General features: G+C 74.2%; 3 protein-coding genes. All 3 read right to left on the bottom strand.

The features are described 5' to 3' along the window. Positions 1-2,008 (bottom strand): squalene--hopene cyclase (gene shc / locus VR44_RS35965; protein WP_045951860.1); only part of this gene is annotated, 2,008 nt, incomplete at its 3' end. A gap of 114 nt (positions 2,009-2,122) precedes the next feature. Next, complete coding sequence (locus tag VR44_RS35960; protein WP_045951859.1) at positions 2,123-3,223, bottom strand: polyprenyl synthetase family protein; 1,101 nt, start codon at positions 3,221-3,223, stop codon at positions 2,123-2,125. 89 nt (positions 3,224-3,312) lie between these two features. Then, positions 3,313-4,694 (bottom strand): hydroxysqualene dehydroxylase HpnE (gene hpnE / locus VR44_RS35955; protein ID WP_045951858.1); only part of this gene is annotated, 1,382 nt, incomplete at its 5' end.

Raw genomic sequence — 4,694 nt, 5'->3', positions numbered from 1 at the left:
GTGCGGCGGCGGCCGGGCCGAAGGGTTCCCCGTACAGGTAGCGGCCCAGGGCGGTGAGCGGGAACACCTGCCGGTAGAGGTGGTAGTTGATGGAGAAGTCCCAGGGGAAGCCGGTCCCGGTGAAGTGCGGCTCGTCCCAGGTGCCGTCGGCCCGCTGGGTCTCCACCAGGTGGGCGATCCCGCGCCGGACGGCCTCGCCCTCCCGCTCCCCCGCCGCGAGCAGGGCCATCAGCGCCCACGCGGTCTGGGAGGGGGTGGAGGCGCCCTTCCCCGCCCAGGAGCGGTCCTTGTAGGAGCGCTGGTCCTCGCCCCAGCCCCCGTCCGCGTTCTGCACGGACTCCAGCCAGCCGACGGCCCGCCGGACGGCGGGGTGCCGGGGGGAGATCCCGGCGGCGGTGAGGGCGGGGACCACCGAGCCGGTCCCGTACACGTAGTTGGTGCCCCAGCGGCCGAACCAGCTGCCCTCCGGCTCCTGTTCGGCGAGGAGCCAGGCGATGCCGCGCAGGGCGCGCGGATCGGCGGCCCTGCCCTCGGCGGCGAGCATCTCCACCACGTGGGCGGTGACGTCGGCGGAGGGCGGGTCGATGACCTCGCCGAAGTCGCAGAAGGGCAGCCGGTTGGGGAGGGGGCTGGTGTTGTCGGCGTCGAAGGCGGCCCAGGCACCGTCCTTCGACTGCATGCCGAGGGTCCAGGAGGTGCCGCGGGCGATGGCCGCCTCGACCCTGGCAGGTTCGGGGTGGCGGATGCGGCGCAGGGCGAGGACGACCTCGGCGGTGTCGTCGATGTCGGGGTAGGTGTCGTTGTGGAACTCGAAGGCCCAGCCGCCGGGGGCCAGTCCGGGCCGGCGCACGGCCCAGTCGCCGCTGCGCCGGACCTCCTCCCCGAGCATCCAGTCGGCGGCCTTCACCAGCGCCGGGTGGTCGGGGCGCAGGCCCGCGTCGGCCAGGGCGATGGCGGCGAGGCAGGTGTCCCAGACCGGGGACTGGCAGGCCTCGACCATGCGGGCGCCGTCCTCGCGCCAGACGGCGAAGCGGTCGAGGGACTCCAGTCCGGCCCGCATCACCGGGTGCCCGAGGTCGTAGCCGAGCAGGTGCAGGGCGATGACGGAGTACACGGCGGGGGGCTGGATCCCGCCCCAGCAGCCGTCGTTCTCCTGGCGTTCGACGATCCAGCGGCCGGCCGCGGCCATGGCCGCCTTGCGCAGCCGGCGCGGTGCGATCCGCCGGTAGCGGTGCAGGGCCTTGTCCATCCGCTGGAAGACCCCGTCCCAACTGGCCACCGGCGCCAGCGGTTTGGCCGGGTGGGGGTCGCGTGCGTCGGTGTGCAGCTCGTCGAGGGCGAAGGGCGCCGGGCGGACGGGCCGCAGCGCGGAGACCACGGTCAGCGGGACGATCGTCTGGCGGGCCCAGCAGCCGAAGTCGTAGATGTTCAGCGGCACCCAGGGCGGCAGGAAGACCAGCTCGGGCGGGAGCTCGGGCAGGTGGTCCCAGCTCCACCAGCCGAAGAGGGCCAGCCAGATGCGGGTGAAGACCCGGGCGAAGGCGATCCCGCCCTGGTCGCGGATCCAGGCCGAGGCGCGGGCCATGTGCGGGGCGTCGGGCGGGTCCCCGGCCAGGCGCAGGGCCACGTACGCCTCGATGGTGGCGGAGAGTTCGGGCGGGCCGCCGTGGAAGGTGGCCCAGGTGCCGTCGGGCTGCTGCTCGCCGCGGATGAAGAGGGCGGCGGCCCTGGTGGTCGCCTCGTCGCGGATGCCGAGGAACTGGCGCAGCAGCAGGTCCTCGGCGTCCATGGTGACGTTGGTCTGGAGGTCGCCCTTCCACCAGCCGTCCGGGTCCTGGCGGTCCAGGAGTTCACGGACGGCCCGGTCGGTGGCCTCCTGTGCTTCCTTGAGCAGGCCGGTGTCCTCGCCGGACGGGCCTGCGGCCGGGGCGGCCGGGGCCGCCGTGCTGTCGTGTCGCGGATCGGCGCCGTCGGTGATCGCACCGCCGCCGTCGGTCGTCGCTGTCATGGCTTCCCCTTCGTACCGTGTGTCGGCCGTGCCCGGGTCTGCCGTCGGCCGGGGATCCCTCAGAGGGGCCCCCGGGCCGGCGACTCGCGATTCATATCCACTTTCCGACGAAGATCACCTCTTGCGCACGACGACGAAGTCGGCGAGGGCGACGAGCTGCTCGCGCACCCGCTGCGGCATGTCCACGTCGTCGAGGGCTCGAACGGCGATCGCGTGCTGGCGGCGCGCCTCGTCGGCGGTCCACTGACGGCCTCCGGCGGCCTCGATGAGGGCGGCGCGGTGGGCGAACTCCTCCTCCGAGAAGTTCTCGAAATCGTTGCTCTTCGCGTCGGCCGCGAGCAGCCGCGCAAGCTCCTCACATGCGGGTCCGCCCGCGGCGAGGGCCGCGACGACGGGCAGGGACTTCTTGCGCTGGCGCAGATCGCTCCAGGTCTGCTTGCCGGTGGACTCGGGGTCGCCCCAGATGCCGAGGAGGTCGTCGACGGCCTGGAAGGCGAGGCCGAGGTGGTAGCCGTACTCCTCCAGCTTGTCGGCCGTGCGGTCGTCGGCGCCGCCGAGGACGGCTCCGATGGACACCGCGCACGCGAGCAGGGCTCCGGTCTTGTTCCCCTCCATCTCGAGGCATTCTTGAACGCTGACGCGCTCGCGGTGCTCGTAGGAGATGTCCTGGGCCTGGCCGTCGATGAGCTTGCGGCTGGCGGTGGTCAGCCGGCGGGTGGCGCGGCCGGCGTCGACGGTGCCGAGCTCCAGCAGCACCTCGTTGGCGAGGGCGAACAGGGCGTCGCCGACGAGGATGGCCTGCGCGGGGCCGTGGACCTTCCAGACCGTGTCGCGGTGGCGGCGCTGCTCGTCGCCGTCCATCAGGTCGTCGTGCAGCAGCGAGAAGTTGTGGACGAGCTCCACGGCGACGGCGCCGGGGATGCCCACCTCCGCGGGCGCGCCGGCGGCCTCGGCGGAGAGCAGGGCGAGGGCGGGGCGGACGGCCTTGCCGCCGTCGCCGTCCGCCGGGTTGCCGTCGACGTCGATCCAGCCGAAGTGGTAGGCGGCGACGGTGTCCATGGGCGCCGCGAGCCGGTCCACGGCCGCGCGGAGCACGGGGGTCGACAGCGTACGGCCACGTTCGAGGAGGGCGAGGGTGTCGGCCTTCTCCGTTCCCCCGCCGGCCGTGCCCGCGCCGGCACCTGTGTTCTCGACAGCCGGGTTCCCCGGGTTCACTGGCTCTCCTCTGGTTCCTGTACGTGCTGTGCCGGTCGTGCCGGCCGTGCTGGTGGTGCTCGTGGTGCTGGTGGTGGTCGTGGTGGTCGTCATACCGCCTCCTGCAGAGGATGTTCGCGGGGGCGGCCGAGCGCGGCGAGCGCGGCGTGTGCCGCGCCGAGGCCACTGCGGACGGCGCTCTCCATGGTCGCGGGCCAGCCGGTGGCGGTCCACGCACCGGCGAGATAGAGCCCCGGCGTGTCGGTCCGGGGGCCCGGGCGCAGCCGGCCCACGCCGGGCGGGCGCAGCCGGCCGACGCCGGGGCTGGGGGCGAAGGTGGCGGTGCGCTCGCGGGTGACGAAGAAGTCCCGTACCTTCGCGCCCCGGGCGGCGGGCAGCAGCCGTTCGAGTTCGGGCAGGTACTTGGCGCGCAGGACGGAGACGGGCTCGTCGATGTCGTCCTGGGCGACGGACTGGGACAGGGCCAGGTACTGGCCGCCGTCGGTGAGTCCGGAGGAGTCCGTGCGGTCGAACACCCACTGGACGGGGGTGCCGAGGGCGGCGAAGAAGGGCTGCCGGAGCACCTTGCGGTCGTAGACCACGTGGACGTTGAGGATGGGGGCGGTGCCGATGTCGAGGAGCTTGTCGGGGTCGGCGAGGGCGCCGGGGGGCAGCAGGCCGTGGGCCTCGCGCTGCGGGACGGCGAGGACGACGGTGCCGGCGTCCAGGGAATCGCCGTCGGTGTCGACCCTCCAGTTCCCGTCGCCGGTGCGGGTGACGGCGGTGACGCGGGTGCGCAGCTCGGTGCGGACGCCGGCGGAGTCGAGGGCCTTGCGGGCGAGGGTGTCGTGGAGTTCGCCGAGCGGGACGCGGGCCCAGCCGATGTCGGCGGCGCCGTTCTCGGAGAGCAGGCCGGTCTTGAAGACCATGGCGGCCAGGCCGAGCGAGGAGTGCTGGGCGGTGGCGTTGAGGGTGGCGATGCCGACGAGGTCCCAGAGCGCCTCGACGGTGCGCGGGCTCTGCCCGTAGCGGGCCAGCCAGGTGGCGAAGTCGAGGCCGTCGAGCGCCGGGTCGGCGGGGTCGAGGCGGCGCAGGGCGAGGGCGGCGCGTCCGAGGGAGGCCCGCTCCGCGAGGGACAGGTGCGGGTACGTGGCCAGGGAGGCGGCCAGGTGCAGGGGGACGGGCAGGGCGCTGCGGCGCAGCCGGCCCAGGCGGGGTCCGGCGGGGTGGGCGACGTCGAGGACGGGCACGTCGAGCCGGTCCTGGAGCGGGGCGAGGGCGGCGCCGTCGACGCGGTCGAGGAACCACCGGTAGGCGGTGCAGCAGCGCAGGTAGACGTGCTGGCCGTTGTCCACGGTCAGGTCGCCGCGCTTGAAGGAGAAGGCGAGGCCGCCGAGACGGGGGCGTCCTTCGAGGAGGGTGACCCGCAGTCCGGCGTCCGCCAGTTCGAGGGCGGCGGTGACTCCGGCGAGCCCCCCGCCGATGACGACCG

This window comes from Streptomyces katrae, from assembly GCF_000966975.1.
GTDB lineage: Bacteria > Actinomycetota > Actinomycetes > Streptomycetales > Streptomycetaceae > Streptomyces > Streptomyces katrae.
The sequence above is the reverse complement of the archived record's forward strand: the minus strand, read 5'-3'. Positions and strand labels throughout refer to the sequence as shown.